The organism is Kineococcus sp. G2, from assembly GCF_037154035.1.
Taxonomy (GTDB): Bacteria; Actinomycetota; Actinomycetes; order Actinomycetales; family Kineococcaceae; genus Kineococcus.
On record NZ_JBBBEM010000068.1, the window covers coordinates 49,964 to 73,438 of the forward strand.

The following is a 23,475-nucleotide window of genomic DNA, read 5'->3' on the forward strand; positions in this document are numbered from 1 at the left end:
CCCCCGTGCCGCACCCCGACCCCGCCGCGCTCGTCGATCAGCTGCTGCGCGGCGACGCGCCGTTCGCGCTGCTGCGCCGCCTGGACCCCCGCACCGGCGAGCCCGGTCCCGTGGAGGTGCTGCGCGGGCCCGTGAGCACCGTCGAGCACCTCGCGGACGTGCCGCTGCCCACCGGGGCGCCAGGAGCGGCGAGCCTGGACGCGCTGGCGCTGGTGCCGTTCCGGCAGCTGCGCGAGCGCGGGTTCGACGTCCACGACGACGGCACGCCCCTGCGGGTGCTGCGCGTCGAGCAGGCCGAGGAGCTGGGCCTGGAGGACGCGCTGCGCGTGCTGCCCGACGCGGAGGTGCCGCTGCGCGACGTCGCGCCCGACCTGTCCGACGACGACTACGCCGCCGTGGTGCGCCGCATCATCGACGACGAGATCTCCCAGGGCTCGGGCGCGAACTTCGTCATCCGCCGCGACGTCGACGGCGTGATCGACGGCTTCACCGCGACCACCGCGCTGAGCCTGTTCCGCCGCCTGCTGGTGGCCGAGCAGGGCGCCTACTGGACGTTCGTGGTGCACGTGCCCGGCGAGGACGGGACCAGCCGGACCCTCGTGGGCGCGAGCCCGGAGGTGCACGTGCGGATGGCCCGCGGCGAGGTCGTCATGAACCCCATCTCCGGCACCTACCGCTACCCGGCGACCGGCCCCGACGCCGACGGCCTGGTGGAGTTCCTCGCCGACCCCAAGGAGGTCGAGGAGCTGTTCATGGTGGTCGACGAGGAGCTGAAGATGATGTGCTCCGTCGGCGACCTGGGCGGCACCGTGCACGGGCCGTACCTGCGGGAGATGGCGAACCTCGCGCACACCGAGTTCGAGCTGCGCGGGCGCTCCACCCTGGACGCGCGGGAGGTGCTGCGGCAGACCATGTTCGCCGCCACCGTCACGGGCAGCCCGCTGCAGAGCGCCTGCCGGGTCATCAAGCGGTTCGAGCCGTCCGGGCGCGCCTACTACGCCGGGGCGCTGGCGCTGCTGGGCCGCGACGGCGACGGCGCGCAGACGCTGGACTCCCCCATCCTCATCCGCACCGCCGACGTGCGCACCGACGCGACCGGAACGGGCCGGGTGCGCGTGTCGGTGGGCGCGACCCTGGTGCGCGGCTCCACCCCGGAGGGCGAGGTCGCCGAGACGCACGCGAAGTCCGCGGGCGTGCTGCGCGCCCTGGGCGCCCTGCCGCCGCTGCCGCGCCGCGAGGACGCCGGGGCGGGGACGCCGGCGCGGCGGGTGCCGCTGCTGGCCGACCCGCGGGTGGCGACCCTGCTGGCCTCGCGCCGCGACCGGCTGGCGCGGTTCTGGCTGGAGCCGCAGCGGCAGCCGGAGGGCGCACCGCTGGGCGAGGCGCTCGTGGTGGACGCCGAGGACACGTTCACGGCGATGCTGGTGCACCTGCTGGCCTCGGCCGGGCTGCGCGCGCGCGTCCTGCGCTACGACGACCCGGGCCTGGCCGCGGCGCTGGCCGCGCACCGCGGCCTGGTGGTGCTCGGTCCCGGCCCCGGCGACCCCGAGGACCCCGCCGACCCGCGCATCCGCCGGTTGCGGGAGCTGGCCCGCGACCTGGGGGCGGCCGCGCGCGAGGGCGGGAACCCGCTGCTGGGCGTGTGCCTGGGCCACCAGCTGCTCGCCGGCACGCTGGGCCTGCCGCTGCGCCGCAAGGACGCCCCGCACCAGGGCACCCAGCTGGAGGTGGACCTCTTCGGCCGGCGCGCGACCGTGGGGTTCTACAACTCCTTCACCGCGCGCGTCGACGCCGGGGCCGTGGACCGCCTGGCCGCGCAGGGCACCGAGGTGGCGACCGGGCCGGCCGACGAGGTGGTGGCGCTGCGCGGCCGCGGGTTCGCCGGCATCCAGTTCCACCCCGAGTCCGTGCTGACGCTGGAGGGTCCGGACCTGCTGCGCTCGGTGGTGCAGCCGCTCGTGGGCCGCTGACCCGGCCCCGCGGTCCCGGCCCGTCGCTCCCGGCGCGCCTCCTCGCCCCCGGCCCCGCCCCCTGGGCACCGTGGTCGTGCCCCGGGACGGTCCCGGGGCCGGAGCGCGACGGGAGCGACGTGGACGACTGCTGGCACACCTTCAGCCCCCACGACCGGCGGCGGGCCGCCTCCGCGGACGGCACCCGCCCCGACGCGCGGGTGCTCTCCCCCTGCCTGGACTGCGGCCGCGTCGTGGACCTGCTGTCCCCGCTGCCCAGCCCGCAGGGCACCGCCCTGTTCGACCTGGGCCGCCCGCCCCGCTGACACCCCGCGAGCCGCAGCGGGGCGGGACGCGCCGCTACAGGCGCGGGTCGACCGGTTCGGACTCCAGCGCCAGGACCGCGAACACGCACTCGTGGACCCGCCACAGCGGTTCCGCGCGCGCTGCGCGAGCCAGCCCCTCCAGGCCGAGGGCGTGCTCGCGCAGCGCGGCCGAGCGCTTGCGGCCCAGCGAGCGCTGCCGCAGCCGCAGCAGGTTCTCCTCGCGCAGGTAGTCCGGGCCGTAGACCAGCCGCAGGTACTCGCGCCCGCGCACCTTCAGCCCCGGCTGCACGAGGCCGCGCGGCCCGCGCACCCGGTTCGCGGCGGGTTTGACGACCATCCCCTCCCCGCCGCCCGCGGTCAGCTCCTCCCACCACGCGGTGGCCGCGGCGGTGGAGCCGTCGTCGGTGGTGTCCACGTCGAGGCGGCGGGTGCCGGCCAGGCGGTCCGGGCCGGACGCCACGAGGCGGTCGGCGACGTCCAGGTGCCAGGCGTGCGGACGCTCCTCGAAGGTGGCGCCCTGCGCGGCGAGCAGCGCGAACGGCGCGAACCGCACGCCGTCGAGCCCGTCCGTGGGCCAGCAGTAGCGGCGGTACGCCTCGCGGAACGCCTCGGCGCCGGCGGCGCGCTCGGTGGTGCGCGTCAGCAGGGCCGCCACGTCCGCGCCGCGGGAGGCGGCGCGCTCGAGCACGTCCACCGCGAACGGCAGGGCGGCGTGGGCGGCCGCGCCCACGGCGGCGTACTGCCCGCGCAGCAGCGCCTCCGCCTTCGCGTTCCACGGCAGCAGCTCACCGTCCAGCAGCAGCCAGCCGGTGCCCAGCTCCTCGAACAGCCCCGCCCGCTCGCACGCCGTGCGCAGCTCACCCACGAGCTGCTCGGTGGCCGCGGGGGCGAAGAAGCTGCGGCCGGTGCGCGTCCACACCGCGCCGGTGGCGCCGCCGGGCGCGCCGAAGCGGGTGCGGGCCGCGTCGGCGTCGCGGCACACCAGCGCCACCGCGCGCGAGCCCATGTGCTTCTCCTGGCAGACGACGTGCTGCACACCGTCCGCCCGGTAGGCGGAGAACGCCTCGTCGGGGTGCTCCAGGTACCCCTCGCGCGCGCTCGTCGCGACCGGCGCCATCGTCGCCGGCAGGTGCAGCAGCCAGCGCGGGTCCACCGCGAAGCGGCTGACGACCTCCAGGGCCGCGGCGGCGTTCTCCTCCCGCACGCTCACCCGGCCGTGCTCGGCGGTCTCCACGACGCGCCGCCCCAGGACGTCGTCGACGTCCAGCAGGTCCGGGTCGCGCACCGCCGCGACCGGCGCCACCGCCCCGTCGCCGCTGCCCCCACCGGGCCCGGCCGCGGCGGGGAACGGACGGGCGGGCTGGTGGTGCACGGCGGAGGCCGGCACGGACACCAGGTCCTTCTCCGGCCACCGCAGCGCCGTCAGGTGGCCGCCGAACACGCAGCCGGTGTCCACGCAGATCGTGCCGTTGACCCACTCCGGTTCCGGCACCGGCGTGTGCCCGTACACGACGGTGGCGCGGCCGCGGTAGTCGCCCGCCCAGGCGTAGCGCACCGGCAGGCCGAACTCGTCGGTCTCCCCCGTCGTCTGCCCGTACAGGCAGAAGTCGCGCACCCGCGCGGAGGCGCGGCCGTGGAAGCGCTCCGGCAGGCCGGCGTGCGCGACGACGAGGCGGCCGCCGTCCAGGACGTGGTGGGAGACCAGGGAGTCCAGGAACTCCCGCACCCGTTCCCGGAACGCCTCGTCCTCGCGGTCCAGCTGCTCCAGCGACTCCGCCAGGCCGTGGGTGACCTGCACCGGGCGCCCGCGCAGCGCCTTCAGCAGCTTGACCTCGTGGTTGCCCGGCACGCAGAACGCCGCCCCGGAGGCCACCATGCCCATCACCAGCCGCAGCACGCCCGGGGTGTCGGGACCGCGGTCGACGAGGTCGCCGACGAACACCGCGCGCCGCCCGGCGGGGGGCACCGCGTCCACCGGGCGGCCGGTCTCGTCGCGCACCAGCTCGTACCCCAGCCGGCCCAGCAGGGACTCCAGCTCGCCGCGGCAGCCGTGCACGTCGCCGACGACGTCGAACGGGCCGGTCTCGTGCCGCAGGTCGCTGTACAGCCGGGTGCGGGTGATCGTGGCGGCCGCGACCTCCTCCTCGCTGCGCAGCACGTGCACGGTGCGGAAACCCTCGCGGGCCAGGCCCTTCAGGCTGCGCCGCAGGTCCGTGCGCTGGCGGCGCAGCACGTGCGGGCCGAACGCGCGGTCCGGGCGGGCGGCGTTGCGCGCCGCGCACACCGCCTCGGGCAGGTCCAGCACGATCGCCACCGGCAGCACGTCGTGCTCGCGGGCCAGCGCCACCAGGGAGCGGCGGGCGGACTGCTGCACGTTCGTGGCGTCCACGACCGTCAGGCGGCCGGCGGCCAGCCGCTTGGCGGCGATGAGGTTCAGCACGTCGAACGCGTCGGACGTGGCGGACTGGTCGTTCTCGTCGTCGGAGACCAGGCCGCGGCAGACGTCGCTGGAGAGCACCTCGGTGGGCGCGAACCTCTCGCGGGCGAACGTCGACTTCCCCGAACCGGTCGCGCCCACGAGCACGACGAGGCTCAGCGCCGGCACCGCCAGCTCCCGGCCCGCCGCGACGGGCGTCCCCTGCACCGCGGCGTTCACGCCGCCCCCTCCCCGCTCGTCGCGACCCGCGTGAACTCGGCCAGCTGGCTCGGCGCACCCACCTCGGGGTCCTGCGCGCCCACGCCGCTGATCCGCACCGCGTAGCCGTACCGGCGCCCCACCTCCTCGGCCCACTCGCGGAACTGCGCACGGGTGAGCTCGAACCGGTGGTCGCGGTGGCGGAACCCCTCCGCGGTCAGGTGGGGGTAGCGCACGTTGTGCTCCACGTTCGGGGTGGTCACCAGCACCGTGCGCGGGGCGGCCTCGCCGAACACCGCCCGTTCCAGGGCCGGCAGCCGGGGCGGGTCGACGTGCTCGACGACCTCCACGAGCACCGCCGCGTCCAACCCCGCCAGCCGCGCGTCGCGGTAGGTCAGCGACGACTGGAACAGCCGCAGCCGCGAGCGCGGGTCGAAGGGGTTCGCGCCGTCGGCGCGGTCCAGGCGCAGGCGGCGCGCGGCCGCCTGCAGCGCGCGCACCGAGACGTCGGTGCCGACGACCTCGGTGAAGGTGCCGTCGGCCAGCAGGGCCGTCAGCAGTTCGCCCTGGCCGCACCCCAGGTCCGCGACCCGCCGCGCCCCGGCGGCGCGCAGGGCGGCCAGGACCGCCTCGCGGCGCTGCCGGGCCAGCGGCACGGGTCCCTCGGCCGCCGCGCCCGCCCCCGTGCCCGGTGCCGGGGTTTCCGGGTCGTCGCCCTGCGGCTCGGCGGCGAGCTGCTGCGCGGCGATCTCCTCGGCCAGGGTCCCGCCGTCCAGCTCGGCGAGGCGGTCGAGGGCGTCGTCGGTGAGGGCGCGCCGGTGCGCCAGGTAGCGGCGGGCGATGAGCTCGCGCTCGGGGTGGGTGGCCAGCCAGCCGCCGCCGGTGCGCACGAGCTTGTCCACCTCGTCGGGGCCGACCCAGTAGTGCTTCGCGTCGTCCAGCACGGGCAGCAGCACGTACAGGTGCCGCAGCGCGTCGGCCAGCCGCACCCGCCCGGTGAGCGTGGCGTCCACGTACGGGGACGCGCCCCAGGCCGGCACCGTCTCGTCCAGCGGCAGCGGCCGGGCGTCGACGGCCCAGCCGAGCGGCTCGGCCAGCCGCCGCAGGAGGTCCGCGCCGCCCCGGCACGGCAGCGCGGGCACCCGCACCGTCAGCGGCAGCGCGGCGGCGGCCAGCCCCGGGCGCTGATCGCACCGCCCGGTCAGCGCGGTGCGGAACACCCGCCCCAGGGCGACGGCCAGCAGGCTGGAGGCGGCGTACGGGCGGTCGTTGACGTGCTGCGCCAGGGAGGACGCCTCACCGCGCGGGCCGGACGCGGAGCGCGAGCGCACCAGCTCCACCGGGTCGACCTCGAGCAGCAGGGCGGCGGTGCACCGCTGCGGGCCGGCTTCCGGGTAGACGACGTGCGCGGTGCCCACGGCCAGGTCGAACGTCTGCACGCGACCGGGGTGCTTGTGCAGCAGGAACCCCAGGTCGTCCGCGAGAGCGCCGCCGGGCAGGTCCTGGGCACCGGCGTCCAGGGTGAGGGTGACGATCACTCCCCCACTGCACCACGTCGCCCGCGGTCCGCGCAGCCGACTTCCGGCCCCCGCCGACTCCGACGAGCGGGGACACGACGAAGGCCCCGGACCAGGTGGCCCGGGGCCTTCGCCTACTCACGAGTAGCGGGGACAGGATTTGAACCTGCGACCTCTGGGTTATGCACCCAGCGAGCTACCGAGCTGCTCCACCCCGCGTCGGGGAGACCAGCTTACGTCACCGTGGACGCCGGGCCAAATCGGGGTGACGCGGCTGGCCCGGGGCCTTCGCCTCCTCACGAGTAGCGGGGACAGGATTTGAACCTGCGACCTCTGGGTTATGAGCCCAGCGAGCTACCGAGCTGCTCCACCCCGCGTCGGTGAGACCAGCTTACGTCACCGTGGACGCCGGGCCAAATCGAGGTGACACCCCACCCCTCCCGGCGGTGGTCCTGCACGGTCGAGGGCTCACTCGTGCGAGACCACCGCCGAGGAGGGGCGGTCGGGCAGCTGCCCGGACACGACGAAGGCCCCGGACCATTCGGTCCGGGGCCTTCGCCTTCTCACGAGTAGCGGGGACAGGATTTGAACCTGCGACCTCTGGGTTATGAGCCCAGCGAGCTACCGAGCTGCTCCACCCCGCGTCGGTGAGACCAGCTTACGTCACCGTGGACGCCGGGCCAAATCGGGGGGACGCGGCGGGCCCGGGGCCTTCACCCCGGGCCCGCCGGCGGATCAGGAGGTGGTCTCCCCGCCGGACGCGGCCGCCGGGTCCGGCGCGGCACCGGAAGCGCTCCGCCCGAGCGCCTCCTGCGCGGCCGTGGCCGCCTCCACCGCCGCCCGCAGGCGCTCCTGCGCCTCGCCGTACGCCGCGAAGTCCTGCTGCGCCAGCGCCGCCGCCGACGCCTCGATCGCCTCGCGCGCCTGGGTCAGCGCCGCCTGCAGCTGCGCCTGCGGGTCGCCGTCCACCGGCGCCGGGGCGTCCGGGGACGGGGTCGCCGGCGCCGGGGACTCCGTCGGTGCCGTCGTGCCGTCGGTGGGCGGGGCGCCCTCGTCGCCGGCCGCGGCCCCGGAGTCCCCGCCGAACAGGTCGTCCAGCGCGGTGTCCAGGGTGTCGGCGATGGCGACCCGGTCGCCGAAGACGGCGACCACCTTGCGCAACTGCGGGAAGGAGTTCTCCCCGGTGCTGCGCGCGTAGATCGGCTCCACGTACAGCAGCCCACCGCCCACGGGCAGCGTCAGCAGGTTGCCGTAGATGACCTCCGAGCCCTGCCCCAGGCTCAGCAGGCGCACCTGCTCGGCCACCGCGGCGTTCGACTGGATGTCGTTCTGCACCTGCACCGGGCCGGCGATCACCGACGACTGCGGCAGCTCCAGCAGGCGGATCGTGCCGTAGCCGTCGCTCTTCTCCCCCGGTGTGGTGCCGGCGTCGGAGTCCACGGCCGCGAAACCGGTGATGATCTGGCTGCTCGCCCCGCGGTCGTTGGACGCCGGCACGTACGTCGTCGTCAGGCTGAACGCGGGCTCCTCCTGGCCGGGCATCTCCAGCGTCAGGTAGTACGGCGGCTGCGCCGGGCGCTGCTGCCCCTGCACCACCTCGGACGTCGGGTCCGCCGGCACCTGCCAGAAGTCCTGGCCGGTGAGGAAGGAGCGCGGGTCGGTGACGTGGTAGCGGGCCAGCACCTCGCGCTGCACCTTGAACATGTCCTGCGGGTAGCGCAGGTGCCCCATCAGCTCCCCGCCGATCTCCGAGATCGGCTCCACCGCGTCGGGGAACGCCTTCATCCACGCCTGCAGCACCGGGTCGCTCTCGTCCCAGGCGTACAGCGTCACCTCGCCCGAGTAGGCGTCCACCGTGGCCTTCACCGAGTTGCGCACGTAGTTCACCGTGCGGTCCTGCAGCGCCTGCACGCTCTGCGTCTGCGTCAGGGAGTCCACCGTGACCTCACCCAGCCGGGTCGTCGAGGAGTACGGGTAGGACGCGGAGGTGGTGTAGGCGTCCAGGATCCACAGCACCCGGCCGTCCACGACCGCCGGGTAGGCGTCGCCGTCCAGGGTCAGCCAGGGCGCGACCTTCTCCACGCGCTCGCGCGGGGTGCGGTCGTACAGGATCTTGGAGTCGGCGTTGACCTGGTCGGACAGCAGGATGTTCTGGTCGGCGAACTTCAGGGCGTACACCGCCTTGCGCAGCAGCCCGCCGACCGGGACGCCGCCCTCGCCGGTGTAGGTGGTGCGGGCGTAGCCCTCCGGGGAGTTGTCCGGGTAGTCGATCTCCACCGCGTCGCCGCCGCCGACGATCGAGTACGTGTCGGTCTGCTCGCCGAAGTAGATGCGCGGCTCGTACTCGCCCAGCTGCCCCGTGGAGGGGATGTTGGACTCGAAGTACGACGGGCGCCCGTCCGGGGCGCGCTCGTTGCCGCGGGCGGCCACCACGCCGTAGCCGTGGGTGTAGACGGTGTGCAGGTTGACCCAGGTGCGCTGCGAGTCGCTCAGGCCCTCGAGGTTGAGCTCGCGGGCGGCGATCACGGTGTCCTGGGTGCCGCCGGCCAGCGGGTAGCGGTCCACGTCCAGCGGGTCGGGGAAGGCGTAGTAGTTGCGCTGCCCCTGCGTCTGGCGGAACGCGGCGGAGACCACGTTCGGGTCCAGCAGCCGGATGCCGGGGATCGTCTCGGCGTCCCGCTGCAGCTGGCCCGCCGTCACCGTGGTGTCCGGCTGGTAGTCGGTGACCTCCGTGTCGGCCAGGTCGTAGGCGTCCCGCGTCGCCTCGATGTTGTGCCCGACGTACTCGGCCTCCAGCGCCTGCCGGTTCGGGTTGACCTGGAAGCGCTGCACCGCCCACGGGTAGATGCCGCCCACGGCGACCGCGCTGACGACGAGCAGGCCCGTGCCGATCGCCGGCAGCCGCCAGGACGCGCCCGCGGCGGCCGCCACGAACAGCAGCGCCACGACCACCGCGACGATCGCCAGGATCGCCTTGGCCGGCAGGACCGCGTGCACGTCCGTGTAGGAGGGCCCGACCACGTCCGCGATGTTGATGCTGTCGGACTCGGCGACCATCACCTCGTAGCGGTCCATCCAGTAGCCCACGCCGCGCAGCAGCAGGAACAGCGCCGCCAGCACGGCGAGGTGGATCCGGGCCTCGCGCGTGGTGCGCGGCCCGGCGCCGGACAGGCGCAGCCCGCCGTACAGGTAGTGGGTCGCCAGCGCCGCCAGGCCGGCCAGCACCACGGCCGCCGACAGGAAGCTCACGACGAAGCTCAGCCACGGCAGCGTGAAGACGTAGAAGCCCTGGTCGAGGCCGAACTGGGGGTCCTCCTCGCCGAAGGGGGTGCGGTTCCACCACAGCAGCAGCGACTCCCAGCGGCTCATCGCCACGGAGCCGCCGAAGAGGGCCGCGGCCACCGAGAGCACCACCACGACGAGGCGCCGCAGCGGCTCCAGCGACTCGCGGTAGCGGTCCAGGCCCGCCTGCTCGGTGGAGATCGGCGCGTACACCGGGCGGGTGCGGTAGCCGATCGTCAGCGACGCGGCCACGGCTGCGCCGAGCAGCAGCGCGCCCACCGCGAAGAGCGCCAGCTGCACCCACAGCTTCGTGGTGAAGGTGGGCAGGAAGCCGAGCTGGCTGAACCACCAGACGTCGGTGACGACGCGGGAGGCGATGACGACGGCCACGACGAGGCCGGCCAGGACGAGCACCGTGGGCAGCGCTGCACCGCGACGTCGCCGTCGCAGCACCGGCCGCGCGGGGCGGCGAGGAGGAAAGCTCACGACCGCGCAACGCGCGGACGGCCGATCGGGTGCCCGCACGTGCGCAACGTCACCTGACCGTCACCGATCACGCCCTCCCGGCCCCTCGCACGGTGCCCCGCACGGCCCCGTGCGGGGCGCCCCCCGACCGGGGGACGACGCCTCCCGGACGCGCGCGCGGTGGCCGGGCGCGGTGGGGGGCGTGCCACCATCGGGGCCGTGAACGAGCCCGTCCCGCCCACCACCGCCCCCTCCCCGGCCTCCAGCTCCCTGTGGCGCACCGTCGCCGAGATCGAGCGCTACGTGGCCTCCGACGGGTGGGGTGCCCCGCTGCGGCTGTTCGCCCTCGTCCGCACCGCGGACGCGCTCGAGCGCGACCCGCAGCTCGCCCAGCGCCTGCCCGAGAACGTCGTGGCCGAGGCGCGCGCCGACGCCGGCCACCTGACGTCCGTGGAGCAGGACGGCCTGCCCGACGTCAGCGACCTCGACGAGCTCCTCGGCCAGCTCGCCTGGCCGCCCGGCGTCGACGGCGCCGCGCTGGTCGTCGAGCGCATCCTCGTGCCGCCGGACGCCGAGACCGAGGTGCGCGCCGCGACCCCGGCCGACGACGACGAGGCCCGCGCGGCCGCGCTGGCCGCGCACCCGCTGGCCGAGGACGTGCGCATCGCCGTCGGCGTGCTGCGCGACGGCAGCCACGAGTGCGCGGTGCGCTCGCGCTCGAAGGACTCCGACGGCGAGGTCGCCACCGGCGCCGACCTGGTGCCCGGGCTCGTCAGCGCCCTGCAGGCCACCCTGCAGGGCTGAGCCGGGGAACGGGCCGCGCCGCGGGCGGGGCTCCGAGGGGCCTCAGCCGGCGGCGGTCTGCGCGCAGGTGGCCACCTCGGCGCCCCGGCCCTCGCCGATGGCCTCCACCGCGGTGCGGGCCTCGTGCAGCGTGCGCACGCCCACCACGGTGATCCCCTCCGGCACGACGCCGGCGACCTCCCCGCACTCCTCGGCCGGCGCCAGGAACCACTCCGCCCCCGCGCGCCGGGCGCCGATCACCTTCTGGCGCAGGCCACCGATCGGCAGGACCGTGCCGTCCGCGCGGATCGCCCCCGTCCCGGCGACGTGCTCACCGCCCGTCAGGGCGCCCGGGGTGAGCAGGTCCACCACCGCCAGCGCGAACACCGTGCCCGCGCTGGGGCCGCCGATGTCCTCGATGGCGATGTCCACCTCGACCGGGGAGTCGTACTCGACGTCCGGCACGATCCCCAGCAGCGTCTCCCCCTGCGGTGCGTAGGTGCTGGTGGTGACCTCGCGGGCCTCGCCGCCGCGCGTGATCCCGAGGCGGACCTCGGCGCCCGCGGGCAGCGCGCCCACCGCCGCCTTCAGCGCCTCGAAGTCCGCCACCTCCGCACCGTCCACGGAGGTGATGACGTCGCCGGGGCGCAGCACGCCGGCGGCCGGGGCGGCCGGGGCGACCTCCTGCACGCGGCGGGTGGTGGTGGCGGTCACGTCGATGCCGAGCTCGGTGAGGGCGGCGACCTCCGCGGCCTCCTGCGACCCGGCCATCTCGGCGGCGCTGGCCGCGTCCGCCTCCTCCTGCGTCGTGCGCGGGGAGTAGTAGAGCGCGCGGGGCACCACGGACACGTCCGGGTCGCGCCAGGCCAGGAGCGCCTCCCACAGCGGCTGCTCCAGGCCCGGGCCCCCGCGCAGCGACACCGTCGTCAGGTCCAGGCTGCCGTCGGTCGGGTACGTCGGCGCACCGGAGACCTCGACGAGCACCTGCTCGTCGGCCCGCTCGTCCTCCGCGGGCAGCACGTCGCGCACCGGCCCGGGGCTGAGGCTGACGTACGGCACCTCGAGCACGCCCACCAGCGCCACCAGGGCCACCGCGCAGAAGGAGGACGCGGCCAGCAGCACCCCGCGCGGGGAGGAGCCGCGCGGTGCGGCGGGCGCCCCGCCGGGTTCGCCAGCGGGTTCGCGACCGGGCTCGCGGTCGGGCCCGCGCACGGGCTCCGGTTCGGGCGTCGTCGCGGGTGGCACCCGAGCACCCTACGGGCCCCGCCGGGCACCGGCTCGGACGCGCGTTCGCCGGGGGCGATCACGGGGGCGGGTGCGGAACCGCGCCGGGCGGCCGCTCGTCGCTGCCGTCGAGGGAGGGCCAGAATGGGTCCGCACCCGGCGGACGATGCGGAGGATCACCGTGGACCAGCGAGGCGACCAGGACCCCCAGGGGCCCGACGACGGCCGGGACGACGAGACCCGGGACGACGAGACCCGGGACCAGGAGCGCGGCGCGTCCGGCGGCGGTGAGCCCGAGCGGGGCGGCGGCGGTCAGCCCGGCTTCCGGCCCTCCGGCACGCCCGGCAAGGACCCCGGGCAGGGCGGCGGCAGCGGCAACCCCCTGGAGGACCTGCTCGGCCCGCTCCTGGGCGGCCTCGGCGGTCAGGGCGGCGCGGGCGCCGGCGGGTTCCCGGGACTGCCCGGCGGGTTCCCCGGCGGGATCCCCGGCCTGGGCGACGGCCCGCTGGACCCGGCGCTCATGGGCCAGGTGCTGGCGCAGCTGCAGAAGTTCCTGTCCACGCCGTCCGACGCGCCCGTGAACTGGGACGTCGCGCACGACCTGGCCCGGCAGGCCGCCGCGCAGGCCGGCGACCCCACCCCCGGCGACGCCGAGCGCCGCGCCGTCGAGGACGCCCTGCGGGTGGCGGACCTGTGGCTGGACGGCGTCACCGACCTCGAACAGGCCCCCACCACGCCCGAGGCGTGGAGCCGCGCCGACTGGGTGGAGCGGACCATGCCGGTGTGGCGCCAGCTCGTGGAACCCGTGGCCACGAACGTCGCGAACGCCATGGGCGAGGCGATGGCCTCGCAGGCCCCGCCGGAGATGGCGGCGGTGCTCGGCTCGGCGGGCGCGATGCTGCGCCAGGTCGGCGGCGGCGTCTTCGGCATGCAGGTCGGGCAGGCGATCGGCACCCTCGCCGGCGAGGTCCTCAGCACCACCGACATCGGGCTGCCGCTCGCCCCCGGCGGGCGCGCCGCGCTGCTGCCGGCGGGCGTCGGCGCCTTCGCCGAGGGGCTGGAGGTGCCGCTGGACGAGGTGCGCCGCTACCTGGCGCTGCGCGAGGCCGCCCACCAGCGGCTGTTCGCGCACGTGCCGTGGCTGCGCTCGCACCTGCTGGGCAGCGTGGAGTCCTTCGCCCGCGGCATCTCCGTGGACGCCGAGCGCATCGCGGAGGCGGCCCGCTCGGTGGACCCCGCGAACCCGGAGTCGCTGCAGGAGGCCCTCGGCTCGGGCATCTTCGAGCCGGAGAGCACCCCCGCGCAGAAGGCCGCCCTCGCGCGGCTGGAGACGGCGCTGGCCCTGGTGGAGGGCTGGGTGGACCACGTCACCGACGAGGCCGCCGGGCGCGTCCTGCCGCACGCGGCGGCGCTGCGCGAGACCGTGCGCCGGCGCCGCGCCACCGGCGGTCCCGCCGAGCACGCGTTCGCGGTGCTGGTCGGTCTGGAGCTGCGCCCGCGCCGCGCCCGGGAGGCGACCGCGCTGTGGGAGCAGCTGCTGGCGCGCGGCGACCGCGCGGCCCGCGACGCGGTGTGGGACCACCCCGACCTGCTGCCGACGGCCGAGGACCTCGACGACGTCACGGCCTTCGTCGAGCGCCGCCTCAGCGGCGGGCCGCGCCGGGACGAGGAGGACGAGATGGACGCCGCGCTGCGCGACCTGCTGGACGGGCCCCGCGACGAGCAGCCCGGCGACGAGCAGCCCGGCGAGGACTGAGCCGAGGCCCGGGGGCGTTCCGCCCGTCAGCCGGTGCTGCGGGCCGGCCCGGCTCCGGCCGGGCGGTGCACGCCCCGCCCCGGCCCGTCCGCGGAGGCACCGTCCACTGCGGCTCCGTCCACGGCGGATCCGTCCGCCGCGGGCGCGTCGTCGGCCTCGGCCTCCGGGTCGAGGCCGGCGGCGTGGTCGAGGCCGGCCAGGAAGCCCCGGGCGCGCTCGGTGCGGGGGTACGCCTCGAGGAGCCGCCAGAACGCGCGCGAGTGCGTCGGCACGATGAGGTGGGCGAGCTCGTGCAGGAGGACGTAGTCGAGGACCCAGCCGGGCACGCCCTGCAGGCGCGTGGACAGGCGGATGCTGGCGTCGGCGGGGGTGCACGAGCCCCAGCGGTGCTGCTGGTTGTCCACCCACGTCACCGACGCGGGCCGCGCCAGGTCGTCCAGGTGGCGGCGCGAGAGCTCCCGTGCCCGCTCCAGCAGGTCCCCCTCGTCGGGGTTGCGGCGGCGGTCGGCCGCGTCCAGGCGGGAGACCATCCGCTCGACCCACTCGCGCTCCTCCGCGCGCGTGAAGCGCGCCGGGATGAGGACCACCGTGCGGTCGCCGTCGCGGTAGGCGGACACGGTGCGCGAGCGTCGGCGGCTGCGGCGCACGTCGACGCCCGAGACCGGCTCGACGGCAGCCCGGGCCCCCCCGGCGACCGTGACCACGGCCCCGTCGGCTGCCCCCGGCTGGTCGGCCTCCACTCGCGCAAGGTACCGTGCGCGCCCCGTCCTGGGGAGGGGTCACGACCCGTCCCCGCGCTCTGCCGCGCCCCGGCGCGCCCCGGCGGGGTCGTCGCCGACGCGCCGCGCGGGCCCGCTGGGGGCACGATGCCTGGGGAGCCGCCGGAGAGCCCGGTGGCCACCGGGACACCGAGGAGGCGCACCGTGGCCGACACCTACCAGGGCGAGTTCTACTGCGTGAAGTGCAAGGAGAAGCGGCAGGCGGAGGGGCAGGTCGTGGAGACCAACGGCCGCCGCATGGCCAAGGGGCAGTGCCCCGTGTGCGGGACGAACCTCAACCGCATCCTCGGCAAGGCGTCCTGAGGCGCACCCCGCCCTGACCGCGCCCGGGCACGGGCACGGGCCGGTGGCCGGGTGCGGGCCGGTGGCCGGGTGCGGCGCAGCGCAGGTCCGGCCCGCCTGTGGACGGCGTCGCGGCCCGCTGCGCGCGCTGGGGCAGGGTGAGCGGGTGGCCCCAGCTCCCGTCAGCAGTCCGCACGGTCTCCCCCTCGCCCGCAGGCCCGGTGGGCGGCTGCAGGTCGGTTCCTCCCCGCGCAGCGGCAGCGTCGCCGGCCCGTTCGCGGAGGCCGACCTGGCGGCGCTGCTGGTGCCCGGCGGCACCGGTGCCGGTGTGCGACGCGCCCAGCGGGTGCTCGACGACCTCGTCGCCGTCGGCGCCGTCCCGGCGGGCCGGGTGCGTTCCGGTGCGCAGGCGGTGGCGACCGCGCCGGCGACCGCGGCGTGGGGCCCGGACGCCGCGGCGTGGGCCGCCTACGACCCGGCCGGGCCCGCCGCACCGGAACGGCTGGCGGGCCGGCGGGCGGCAGCGGTGGCCGTCGTCGGCTGCGGGCGCACCGGGGCGGCGCTGCTGTCCGCGCTGGCGGCCGCGGGCGTGGGCGGGCTGGTGGCCGAGGACCCTGCCCCCGTGGCGGCCGGGGACGCCTCCTGGGCGGGTGAGCGGCCCGGGGGCACGAGCGAGCCGCGGGGCGCCGCAGCGCAACGACGTGCCCGGCGGGTGGCGCAGCGGCTGCTGGGGCGGGGACCGGCCGGCGCAGGGGAACCCGGCGGCGCGGACCTCGTGGTGCTCGTGGACCACCACGCCGCCGACGCGGTGGCCGCGGACGGGCTGGTGGCCGAAGGGGTGCCGCACCTGTCGGTGGTGCTGCGCGACACCGACGCGCTCGTGGGCCCGCTCGTCCTGCCGGGCACCACGCCGTGCCTGCGCTGCCTCGACCTGCACCGCACCGACGCCGACCCGGGCTGGCCCGGTGTGCGCGACCGGTTCACGCGCGCCGACGCGGTCGCGGAGGAGACCGCGACCGCGTCGGCGCTGGCGGGCCTGGCCGCCCTGCAGGTGCTCACGCACCTCGACGGGGGCAGGCCCGCCGCGCTCGGCGCGACGCTGGAGCTGCTGCTGCCCGAGGGCGTGGTGCAGCAGCGGCGGTGGGCACCGCACCCGCAGTGCGGCTGCCTGGACCTGCCGGTCCCCGCGGCGCGCGGGGCGACGGGCCCGGCGCCCGCGGCCGGCTGAGGGCCGCGGACCGGGTGCCGGCCCGTCGCTCCCGCGGACCCGCGGCGTCAGGCGCGCGCGGTGCGCTCGGCCCCGGTGGCCAGGGCCACCAGGGCGCGGTCGGCGAGGTCGGCCGGCTGGGCCAGCTCGGCCAGTCGCGCGAGCCGCTCGGCGCGGCGGGCGGCGACCTCCGCCCGCCGGCGGGCCCGCAGCGCCCGCACGAGACGGACGCGCTCGGCGGTGCGGTGCGCCTCGGCGACGCGCTCCCGGAACAGGGCTTCTGCGACGTACGACATCTCGTCCCTCCTGGGGATCACGGATCGTCCTGCTGGTTGCGGTGCGTTCACGCGGCGACGGGGTGCTTGCGGGGACGGCCGCGCGGACGCTTGCGGGGCACCACCGCGCCGGCGAGGACGAGCTGACCGCCCCACACGCCCCACGGCTCGGCCCGCTCGAGCGCCCCGGCGAGGCAGGCGGACTGCAGCGGGCAGCCGGTGCACAGCGACTTGGCCAGCTCGACGTCGGCCGGCGACTCGGCGAACCAGAGCTCGGAGTCGTAGCGGCGGCAGGGCAGGGGGTCGGTCGCGTAGCGGCGCTGCACGCCGCTCACCTCCTTCTGCGGGGCGGGGGTCGTCACGGGCTGCTGGTGGTGCCGCGCGCCGCGGCACGGCGCGGTGCGGTCCTGGTGCTGGTGGTGCTGGTCCGGGGTGGTGCGCACGGTCATCTCTCTGGCTTCTCTGCGAGGCGGTGGTACTGCCGGGAGGGAGAGCCCGCAGACGCAGAAAGGCCGCGGACCCGAGGTGTCGGGATCCGCGGCCTGGAGAGCGCCGGTCTGTGGCTAGACCGGTGGACTCGTGGTCGGGGTCCCCGAGGACGGGACGGTGGAACGGGTGGCGATGGGCGCGAAGGACCCCTCGCCGCGCAGGAGGTAGGCCTCCACGGCGCCGCGCAGGCGGGCGGCGGGGGCATCCAGGCGCACTCCACCCTTGGCCGTGACCGGGGTGGAGGCGTGGCTGCGCTGCCAGGTGGCGGCGGAACGACGCGGGGCAGCGGGCATCGCGCCGAACGCGGTGCGCGTGGCGTCGTTCGCGATCGTGGTGCTGTCCATCGGTGCTGCCCTCCTCCCCGCTGTCCGCGGTGTGATGCGCTTCACGCGCTGTCGTGATTCGACTCTAGGGGCACGCGCAGGGGCGCCACAACGCCTTTTTCCGCCGAGAGCGGAAGACGTCTCACCGGAACGGTGGAGCTGTTGCGCTGCAACAGCTCTGACACCTCAACCGGCGGTCAGGACCTCCAGGACGTCCTCGCCGTACTTGTCCAGCTTCGCCGGGCCCACCCCCGGGATGCGCGCCAGCGCACCGGTGTCGGCCGGCATCGCCTCGGCGATGGCGGTGAGCGTGGCGTCGGTGAACACCACGTACGCCGGCACCGACGCCGCCCGGCTGGTGCTCGCCCGCCACTCGCGCAGCCGTTCGTACACCGCCTCGTCGTAGCTGGAGGGGCAGTCCGCGCAGCGGCCCAGCTTGCGCTCCACCGCGGCCGTCAGCGACGCGCCGCACACCCGGCACAGCACCGGCCCGGAGCGCTTCGCCGAGCGGGAGGACGCCGGGCGCCCGCGCGCGGGCGCACCCGCGGCACCCTCGGGCCGCAGGTTGTCCAGGAACCGCGAGGGCTTGCGGCTCGCCCGCCCGCCCGGGGTGCGGGCGTTCGCCCACGAGATGTGCACCGCCTCGCGGGCGCGGGTGACGCCCACGTACAGCAGCCGGCGCTCCTCCTCCACCTCGTCGGGGGTCTCGGCGAAGGAGATCGGCAGCAGGCCCTCGCTGACGCCGACGAGGTGCACGACGTCCCACTCCAGGCCCTTGGCGGCGTGGAAGGAGGCCAGCGTCACCCCGTCCACCGCGGGGGCGTGCTGCGCCGAGGCGCGCTCGGACAGCTCCTCGACCAGGTCGGCCAGCTGCGCGCCCGGGCGGGTCGCGGCCAGCTCGTCCGCCAGCACCACCAGGGCCTGCAGCGACTCCCACCGCTCGCGCACCGACCCCGCCGCGCTGGGGGCGCGCTCGGACCAGCCCGCCGACGTCAGCACCGCGCGCACCTCGGCGCCCAGGTCGTGCCCGGGCAGGGCCGCCCGCGTGGCGCCGCGCAGCAGCACCACCGCGTCGCGGACCTCCTTGCGGGAGAAGAAGCGCTCCCCGCCGCGCACCACGTAGCCCACGCCCGCGTCCGCCAGCGCCGACTCCAGCGCCTGCGACTGCCCGTTGGTGCGGAAGAGCACGGCGACGTCCTTCGCGCTGCGCCCGGCGCGCACCTCCGCGGCGATGCGGGCGGCGACCCCGGCGGCCTCGGCGACGTCGTCGTCGTAGGCGGTGAAGGTGGGCGGCGGGCCGGAGGGTCGCTGCGCGATGAGCTCCAGGCGGGCGCGGGCGTGCCGGCCGGTGGCCGTCGACAGCACCGAGTTGGCCAGGCCCACGACCTCGGGGGTGGAGCGGTAGTCGCGCACCAGCTTCACCACGGTGGCGCGGGGGTGGCGGCGCGGGAAGTCCAGCAGGTGGTCGGGGGTGGCGCCGGCGAAGGAGTAGATCGTCTGGCTGGCGTCGCCGACGACGCAGAGGTCCTCGCGCTCGCCGAGCCAGAGGTCCAGCAGGCGCTGCTGCAGCGGGGAGACGTCCTGGTACTCGTCGACGACGAAGTGCCGGTACTGCTGGCGCACCGTGGCCGCCACGTCCGGGCGCTCGTCGAGGATGCCCGCCGTCAGCAGCAGCACGTCCTCGAAGTCGATGACCGCGCGGTCGGTCTTGACCTCCTCGTAGGTGCGCACCAGGCGCGCCACCGTGGGCAGGTCCAGGCCGCCGGGCTCACCCCGGCCGGCGCGCGCGGCGGCCGCGACGTAGTCGTCGGGGTCCACGAGCATGACCTTCGTCCACTCCACCTCGGCGGCGAGGTCGCGCACGCGGGCGCGGTCGGCCTGCAGGCGCAGCCGGTTGCAGGCGTCCGCCACCAGCGGCGCCTTGTGCTCGACGAGGTTGGGCAGGCTGCCGCCGATGGACTGCGGCCAGAAGAACTGCAGCTGGCGCAGCGCCGCGGCGTGGAAGGTGCGCGCCTGCACGCCGGCCACCCCCAGGTCCCGCAGGCGGGTGCGCATCTCCCCCGCCGCGCGCGCCGTGAAGGTGACCGCCAGCACCCGGTTGGGCACGTAGGCCCCGGAGTGCACCCCGTAGGCGATGCGGTGCGTGATGGCCCGCGTCTTGCCGGTGCCGGCACCGGCGAGCACGCACACGGGACCGTCGAGGGTCGTCGCGACCTGGCGCTGCTCGGGGTCGAGACCCTCGAGCACGGAGTCGGCGGACGGGGCGGCGGGGCGGAGGTCGGGCGCGGTCGTCATGGCGGGGACATCCTCTCAAGCGCGGCGGACAGCCCGGTGCAGGCGCCGCCGCGCGTTGTGGACGGCCGGGCGGGAAGAGAGCCGGTGGACACGGGGTTGCAGCCCGCGGAGCGGGAAGCACCCGTGCACGGAGGAGGAGCGCAGTGTCGACGATCGAGGCGCCGGCCGCGGGCAGCGTGACCATGTTCACCACCACGTGGTGCGGGTACTGCCGCCGCCTGAAGTCCCAGATGGACCGCGAGGGCGTCAGCTACTCGGAGGTCAACATCGAGGAGGTCCCGGACGCGGCCGAGTTCGTCATGCAGGTCAACGGCGGCAACCAGACCGTGCCGACCCTGCTGTTCCCCGACGGCTCCGCCGCCACCAACCCCTCCCTCGCCGAGGTGAAGGCGCGCCTGGGCGCCTGAGCGTGAGCACCACCCACCGGCCCACCGGTCCCGCGGAGTTCGCGGGGCGGTGGGCCGCGTCGCTGCCCGCCGGGGCGCGCGTCGGCGTCGACGGCGCCGTGGACGCCGACACCGCCTGGTACGCGCGAGCCCTCGCCGACGCGCTGGAGCAGCGCGCCCGCCCGGTGCTGGTGGCCGCCTGGAGCGGGTTCTGGCGGCCGCGCTCGCTGCGCCTGGAGCACGGTCGCGACGACCCGGACGCCTTCCACGACGCCTGGCTGGACGTCGCCGGGCTGCACCGCGAGGTCCTGGGGCCCCTCGGTGCGCGCAGCGGGCGCTGGTGGGTGCCCTCGCTGTACGACCCGGCCACCGACCGCGCCTCCCGGGCGCCGCGCCGGGCCGTGCCCGACGACGCGGTGCTCGTCCTGGCCGGCCCCTTCCTGCTGCGCGACGACCTGCGGTGGGGCTTCGACGCGGTGGTGCACCTGAGCACCTCCGACGCCGCGGTGCGCCGGCGGGTGGACGCCGCCGACGCCGACCGGGTCCTCGGCGGCTGGCACCGCTACCTGGCGGAGTCCGGACCCGTGGAGCGGGCCGACGCGGTGCTGCGCTGCGAGGACCCCCGCCACCCCGCCGAGCTCGTGCGCGGCTGAACCACCCCGGGCCCGGGCGCCGTCAGGTCCAGGCGCCGTCGCCGGGCACCGGCAGCGGGCCGCCGAACCACGCCTCGATGAGGCGGTGGGCGATCGAGACCGCCGGCGGCGGCAGCACCCGGCCCGCGCGCACCTCCTGCGCGAGCTCGTCGCGGGAGAACCAGCGCGCCAGGGCGATCTCCTCGCCGTCGACCCGGATGTCCGTGGTGACCGCGCGGGCGACGAACCCCACCATGAGCGAGGCCGGGAACGGCCACGGCTGGCTGCCCAGGTAGCGCACGTCCTCCGGGTCCGCGCCGACGACGATCCCGGCCTCCTCCAGCACCTCCCGGCGCACGGTGTCCTCGAAGCACTCCCCCGGCTCGACGAACCCCGCCAGCACCGAGTAGCGGTTCGCCGGCCACACCGGCTGGTGGCCCAGCAGCAGCCGGTCGTCCGGGTCGACCACCGCCACGATCACGGCGGCGTCGGTGCGCGGGAAGTGCTCCTTGCCGCCCGGCTCGGTCTTCACCCAGCCCGCCGACGCCGGTGCCAGCGGTTCGCCGGTGCGCGGCGAGAAGCGCGTCACGGCGTGCCAGTTGCCCATCGCGACGGCCTCGGTGAGCAGGCCGGCGTCCCGGTCGCCGAGGACGTCACCGACCTCCCGCAGGCCCCGCCACTCCTCGTCGCCCGCCGAGCCGTCGGCGACCTCCGGCTCCGCCTCGGCGGAGACCACCGCCACGAACTCCGCCTCCCCGTCGGTGCCCAGGTACAGCACCAGGTCCTCGGGCCCCGGCGCCGGCACCTCGCCGGGCGCGCGCAGCACCAGCTCCAGCCCGCGCGCCGTGCGCACCACCGGGGCGCGGCCGGCGTGCACCCGCAGCACCCGCGTGCCCGGCGCGGACCACGCCCGCTCCAGCAGCGCGGGGTCGGACCGGCGCGCGCCGGCGCGGTCCAGGTGCTGGCGCGAGAGGGCCAGGTCGCGCAGCGGCGGCGCCGGCAGCGCCACCCCGCGGGACCCGCCGGACTCGGTCGAGGTGGCGTCGACGGCGTGGTTCGTCACCGCTCCACCCTACGGAGCGCACCGCGCTCTACCGTTGCCCCGTGCCCCACCGCTCGCCGCAGGTCCTCGCCGCCCTCGCCACCGCCGCCGTGCCCGGTCTCGAGGTCGTGGCCGCCGGGCCGGCGGACAGCGACGGCGCCGACTTCGACGTGGCCGCCGTGGTGGACGCCGCCCAGCGCCGCTTCACGGTGCGCGCGCCGCGCCGCCCGGCGGCCGCGGCCGCGCTGGACGCGGAGCTGGAGCTGCTGTCCGGCCTGCACGAGCCGCTGCCCTTCGCGGTGCCGCGCGCCGCCGGCACCGTCGTGCTCCCCGAGGGCGGGCGGTGCGTCGTCTCCCCCGAGCTGCCCGGCAGCCCCGTGCACCCGGAGGAGCTGCGCCCCGGCCCCGGGCTGGCCCGCTCGATCGGCACCGGGCTGGCGGCGCTGCACCAGATCGACGTCGCCGTCTTCGCCGACGCCGGCGTGCCCGTGTACGACGCGGAGGAGTACCGCCGCCGGCGGCTGTCGGAGCTGGACCGGGCCGCCGCCACCGGCCACGTCCCGCCCCGGCTGCTGACGCGCTGGGAGTTCCTCATGGAGGACGTGGCCCGCTGGCGCTTCGCCGCGACCCCCGTGCACGGCGACCTCGTCGGTGAGCACGTGCGCACCGACGGCGCCGAGCTGACCGGCATCACCGGCTGGGTGGACGCCAAGGTGGCCGACCCCGCCGACGACTTCGCCTGGCTGGCCGTGGGTGCCGACCCGGACGCCCTGGAGTCGGTGCTGGAGGCGTACGCCCACGCCCGCCACGACCCCCTGGACCCCGACCTGCTGCTGCGCGCGCGCCTGGCCGGGGAGCTGGCCCTGGCCCGCTGGCTGCTGCTGGGGCTGCGCACCGAGGACGAGGAGGTCGTCGAGGACGCCCGGCGGATGCTCGACGACCTCGACGCGCACGCCGACGCCGTGCCGCTGGGGGGCTGAGCTGGCCGGGAGCCCGGCGCGGGCCGTGCGGCTCGCGTCGGTGAACGCCGCCTCCGGGCGCGACCTGGCCACCGGGCGCGTGGACACCGACCGGCTCGCGGCCGCGGTGGCCGCGCTGGCCGCCGACGTCGTGGCCGTGCAGGAGGTCGACCACCTGCTGCCGCGCAGCGGCGGGGTGGACCAGACGGCGCTGCTGGCGCGCGCCTGCGGCGTCGTGCGCGGCGGGGCCCGCTTCGCCGCGACCGTGCACGGCACGCCCGGCTCACCCGACACCTTCCGCCCCGCCGAAGCCACCGTGCCCGGTGAGCCGTCGTACGGGGTGGCGCTGCTGTCGCGGCTGCCGGTGCTGGAGTGGCGGGAGCTGCGGCTGGCGGGCAGCGCCGCGCGGCTGCCGCTGGTGCTGCCGCCCGGCGCGGGCCGGCGGCTGCGCCTCGTGCCCGACGAGCCGCGCGCCGTCGTCGCCGCCGTCGTCGACGCCCGCGCGCCGGGGGCGGCCGGGTCCCGGCCGGTGAGCGTGCTGGGCACCCACCTGTCGTTCTCGCCGCTGCGCGCGGTGGCGCAGCTGCGCGAGCTGCGCCGGTGGGCGGCGGACCTGCCGAGACCGCTGGTGCTGCTGGGGGACCTGAACCTGCCGCCCGGCGTGGTGGGCCGCGCGCTGCCCTGGCGGCCGCTCGCGGCGGGGGCGACGTTCCCCTCCCCCGCACCCCGCGTGCAGCTGGACCACGCCCTGGCCGACGGGCTGCCCGCGGCGGTGGGCGCGGCGGGGCGGGTGGAACGCGTCGGCGGCAGCGACCACCGGGGCGTCGTGGTGGACCTGCGCCTGTGAGGCGCGCCGGTGGCCGGGGGCG

The 23,475-nt window shown here is 77.0% G+C and carries 20 protein-coding genes and 3 tRNA genes; 10 read left to right on the plus strand and 13 right to left on the minus strand.

What is annotated here, in order from left to right; translation table 11 throughout:
• Positions 1 to 5: 5 nt before the first annotated feature.
• Together V9U69_RS11130 and V9U69_RS11135 are read left to right on the plus strand one after the other, a co-directional pair.
• Complete coding sequence (locus V9U69_RS11130) at positions 6 to 1,970, plus strand: anthranilate synthase family protein (RefSeq protein ID WP_337061885.1); 1,965 nt, start codon at positions 6 to 8, stop codon at positions 1,968 to 1,970.
• Positions 1,971 to 2,089: 119 nt separating this feature from the next.
• Positions 2,090 to 2,275 (plus strand): hypothetical protein, encoded by a 186-nt coding sequence (locus tag V9U69_RS11135; RefSeq protein WP_337061886.1) that lies wholly within the window; start codon positions 2,090 to 2,092, stop codon positions 2,273 to 2,275.
• Between the two features lie 34 nt (positions 2,276 to 2,309).
• On the opposite strand, the gene V9U69_RS11140 is transcribed toward V9U69_RS11135, so the two are convergent.
• The 6 genes from V9U69_RS11140 to V9U69_RS11165 all read right to left on the minus strand — a co-directional run bounded on the left by V9U69_RS11140 (position 2,310) and on the right by V9U69_RS11165 (position 10,195).
• Positions 2,310 to 4,931: a polynucleotide kinase-phosphatase gene (locus V9U69_RS11140; RefSeq protein ID WP_337061887.1), complete on the minus strand. Its 2,622-nt coding sequence runs from the start codon at positions 4,929 to 4,931 to the stop codon at positions 2,310 to 2,312.
• Entirely contained in the window at positions 4,928 to 6,448 is a 1,521-nt protein-coding gene (locus tag V9U69_RS11145; protein ID WP_337061888.1) for a 3' terminal RNA ribose 2'-O-methyltransferase Hen1, read from the minus strand. Before V9U69_RS11145 ends, V9U69_RS11140 begins: the two co-directional genes overlap by 4 nt.
• A gap of 124 nt (positions 6,449 to 6,572) precedes the next feature.
• Positions 6,573 to 6,646, minus strand: a tRNA-Met gene (locus V9U69_RS11150).
• Positions 6,647 to 6,730: 84 nt separating this feature from the next.
• Positions 6,731 to 6,804, minus strand: a tRNA-Met gene (locus V9U69_RS11155).
• A gap of 193 nt (positions 6,805 to 6,997) precedes the next feature.
• A tRNA-Met gene (locus tag V9U69_RS11160) sits at positions 6,998 to 7,071 on the minus strand.
• Between the two features lie 91 nt (positions 7,072 to 7,162).
• Entirely contained in the window at positions 7,163 to 10,195 is a 3,033-nt protein-coding gene (locus V9U69_RS11165) for a UPF0182 family membrane protein (protein ID WP_337061889.1), read from the minus strand.
• Between the two features lie 198 nt (positions 10,196 to 10,393).
• Here V9U69_RS11165 and V9U69_RS11170 point away from each other — a divergent pair, with 198 nt between their 5' ends.
• Entirely contained in the window at positions 10,394 to 10,978 is a 585-nt protein-coding gene (locus V9U69_RS11170; RefSeq protein WP_337061890.1) for a PPA1309 family protein, read from the plus strand.
• 42 nt (positions 10,979 to 11,020) lie between these two features.
• Here V9U69_RS11170 and V9U69_RS11175 read toward each other — a convergent pair whose 3' ends face one another.
• Positions 11,021 to 12,202 (minus strand): YlbL family protein, encoded by a 1,182-nt coding sequence (locus tag V9U69_RS11175; protein ID WP_337061891.1) that lies wholly within the window; start codon positions 12,200 to 12,202, stop codon positions 11,021 to 11,023.
• A 160-nt stretch (positions 12,203 to 12,362) separates the two neighbouring features.
• On the opposite strand from V9U69_RS11175, the gene V9U69_RS11180 reads away from it, so the two are divergent.
• Positions 12,363 to 13,937, plus strand: a complete 1,575-nt coding sequence (locus tag V9U69_RS11180) for a zinc-dependent metalloprotease (RefSeq protein WP_337061892.1) — start codon at positions 12,363 to 12,365, stop codon at positions 13,935 to 13,937.
• A 26-nt stretch (positions 13,938 to 13,963) separates the two neighbouring features.
• On the opposite strand, the gene V9U69_RS11185 is transcribed toward V9U69_RS11180, so the two are convergent.
• The gene (locus tag V9U69_RS11185; protein ID WP_442907733.1) at positions 13,964 to 14,641 is read right to left on the minus strand and encodes a M48 metallopeptidase family protein; all 678 of its coding nucleotides are present in this window, start codon (positions 14,639 to 14,641) and stop codon (positions 13,964 to 13,966) included.
• A 219-nt stretch (positions 14,642 to 14,860) separates the two neighbouring features.
• Here V9U69_RS11185 and V9U69_RS11190 point away from each other — a divergent pair, with 219 nt between their 5' ends.
• Positions 14,861 to 15,019: a DUF5679 domain-containing protein gene (locus V9U69_RS11190; protein WP_242127531.1), complete on the plus strand. Its 159-nt coding sequence runs from the start codon at positions 14,861 to 14,863 to the stop codon at positions 15,017 to 15,019.
• 145 nt (positions 15,020 to 15,164) lie between these two features.
• On the plus strand, positions 15,165 to 16,226 hold the full coding sequence (locus tag V9U69_RS11195; RefSeq protein ID WP_337061894.1) for a hypothetical protein: 1,062 nt from the start codon (positions 15,165 to 15,167) through the stop codon (positions 16,224 to 16,226).
• A gap of 47 nt (positions 16,227 to 16,273) precedes the next feature.
• Here V9U69_RS11195 and V9U69_RS11200 read toward each other — a convergent pair whose 3' ends face one another.
• The 4 genes from V9U69_RS11200 to V9U69_RS11215 all read right to left on the minus strand — a co-directional run bounded on the left by V9U69_RS11200 (position 16,274) and on the right by V9U69_RS11215 (position 19,587).
• The gene (locus V9U69_RS11200; RefSeq protein WP_337061895.1) at positions 16,274 to 16,501 is read right to left on the minus strand and encodes a hypothetical protein; all 228 of its coding nucleotides are present in this window, start codon (positions 16,499 to 16,501) and stop codon (positions 16,274 to 16,276) included.
• A gap of 47 nt (positions 16,502 to 16,548) precedes the next feature.
• A complete protein-coding gene (locus V9U69_RS11205; protein WP_337061896.1) occupies positions 16,549 to 16,929 on the minus strand; it encodes a WhiB family transcriptional regulator in 381 nt (126 codons plus the stop codon).
• Between the two features lie 114 nt (positions 16,930 to 17,043).
• The gene (locus V9U69_RS11210; RefSeq protein WP_337061897.1) at positions 17,044 to 17,313 is read right to left on the minus strand and encodes a hypothetical protein; all 270 of its coding nucleotides are present in this window, start codon (positions 17,311 to 17,313) and stop codon (positions 17,044 to 17,046) included.
• A 165-nt stretch (positions 17,314 to 17,478) separates the two neighbouring features.
• Complete coding sequence (locus V9U69_RS11215; protein ID WP_337061898.1) at positions 17,479 to 19,587, minus strand: ATP-dependent DNA helicase UvrD2; 2,109 nt, start codon at positions 19,585 to 19,587, stop codon at positions 17,479 to 17,481.
• 182 nt (positions 19,588 to 19,769) lie between these two features.
• Between V9U69_RS11215 and V9U69_RS11220 the strand changes: the two genes are divergently transcribed.
• Positions 19,770 to 19,994: a mycoredoxin gene (locus V9U69_RS11220; protein ID WP_432506483.1), complete on the plus strand. Its 225-nt coding sequence runs from the start codon at positions 19,770 to 19,772 to the stop codon at positions 19,992 to 19,994.
• Positions 19,995 to 19,996: 2 nt separating this feature from the next.
• Positions 19,997 to 20,626: a hypothetical protein gene (locus V9U69_RS11225; protein WP_337061900.1), complete on the plus strand. Its 630-nt coding sequence runs from the start codon at positions 19,997 to 19,999 to the stop codon at positions 20,624 to 20,626.
• A 22-nt stretch (positions 20,627 to 20,648) separates the two neighbouring features.
• Here the strand turns inward: V9U69_RS11225 and nudC are convergent, their stop codons facing one another.
• Complete coding sequence (gene nudC / locus V9U69_RS11230) at positions 20,649 to 21,668, minus strand: NAD(+) diphosphatase (RefSeq protein WP_337061901.1); 1,020 nt, start codon at positions 21,666 to 21,668, stop codon at positions 20,649 to 20,651.
• Between the two features lie 41 nt (positions 21,669 to 21,709).
• Between nudC and V9U69_RS11235 the strand changes: the two genes are divergently transcribed.
• Both V9U69_RS11235 and V9U69_RS11240 read left to right on the plus strand, forming a co-directional pair.
• Positions 21,710 to 22,627: a phosphotransferase gene (locus tag V9U69_RS11235; protein WP_337061902.1), complete on the plus strand. Its 918-nt coding sequence runs from the start codon at positions 21,710 to 21,712 to the stop codon at positions 22,625 to 22,627.
• Positions 22,628 to 22,667: 40 nt separating this feature from the next.
• Positions 22,668 to 23,453 (plus strand): endonuclease/exonuclease/phosphatase family protein, encoded by a 786-nt coding sequence (locus V9U69_RS11240; protein ID WP_337061903.1) that lies wholly within the window; start codon positions 22,668 to 22,670, stop codon positions 23,451 to 23,453.
• The last annotated feature ends 22 nt before the right edge of the window (positions 23,454 to 23,475 follow it).

What these genes read in the sequence shown, in the direction of transcription:
- V9U69_RS11215 (WP_337061898.1), bottom strand. Translation starts at nt 19,587, where the DNA reads ATGACGACCGCGCCCGACCTCCGCCCCGCCGCCCCGTCCGCCGACTCC.
- V9U69_RS11205 (WP_337061896.1), bottom strand. Translation starts at nt 16,929, where the DNA reads ATGACCGTGCGCACCACCCCGGACCAGCACCACCAGCACCAGGACCGC.
- V9U69_RS11200 (WP_337061895.1), bottom strand. Translation starts at nt 16,501, where the DNA reads ATGTCGTACGTCGCAGAAGCCCTGTTCCGGGAGCGCGTCGCCGAGGCG.
- V9U69_RS11220 (WP_432506483.1), top strand. Translation starts at nt 19,770, where the DNA reads ATGTTCACCACCACGTGGTGCGGGTACTGCCGCCGCCTGAAGTCCCAG.
- V9U69_RS11210 (WP_337061897.1), bottom strand. Translation starts at nt 17,313, where the DNA reads ATGGACAGCACCACGATCGCGAACGACGCCACGCGCACCGCGTTCGGC.